Genomic DNA, 518 nt, shown 5'->3' with positions numbered 1-518 from the left:
AACCAAGGTTTGCGTTTAACATTTCGATCAAGAAAATATTAAACATTGGTTTTTCGCCGGACTCATTTATTTGTCTTCACTTTAAAAAGTGAAAACAAAATCAAGACACTTGAATGTGTGTTGTTTTGAGAACTCGTTTTTATTCATAGAATAAAAACATTTTTAAAATCAATCTATCGATTGAATTTACTAGTCAGCTTTCCAGATTGTTAAAGAACATGTAATCATCGTTAGATAACCACTTTTTAAAAACACTTTTTACTCTCTATTGCAAGAGAAGTGTACTTAAAGAGTGGTGGAGCTATGCGGGATCGAACCGCAGACCTCCTGCGTGCAAGGCAGGCGCTCTCCCAGCTGAGCTATAACCCCAACGATTTAAAAGACTGTACCGCCACTTTTTCTGGGAGAAAAAGTGGTGGGTCTGAGTGGACTCGAACCACCGACCTCACCCTTATCAGGGGTGCGCTCTAACCACCTGAGCTACAGACCCAAGTCTTTTTGCGTTCTTACATTTTAAC

The 518-nt window shown here is 39.4% G+C and carries 2 tRNA genes; both read right to left on the bottom strand.

The window, feature by feature from the left end:
• Positions 1-293 precede the first annotated feature (293 nt).
• Positions 294-369, bottom strand: a tRNA-Ala gene (locus PMAL9190_RS20030).
• Between the two features lie 44 nt (positions 370-413).
• Positions 414-490 (bottom strand) — tRNA-Ile (locus PMAL9190_RS20025).
• Positions 491-518 lie beyond the last annotated feature (28 nt).

Origin of the sequence: Photobacterium malacitanum (genome assembly GCF_900185615.1) — a bacterium.
Taxonomy (GTDB): Bacteria; Pseudomonadota; Gammaproteobacteria; order Enterobacterales; family Vibrionaceae; genus Photobacterium; species Photobacterium malacitanum.
This window is presented reverse-complemented; position numbering and strand designations above follow the sequence as displayed.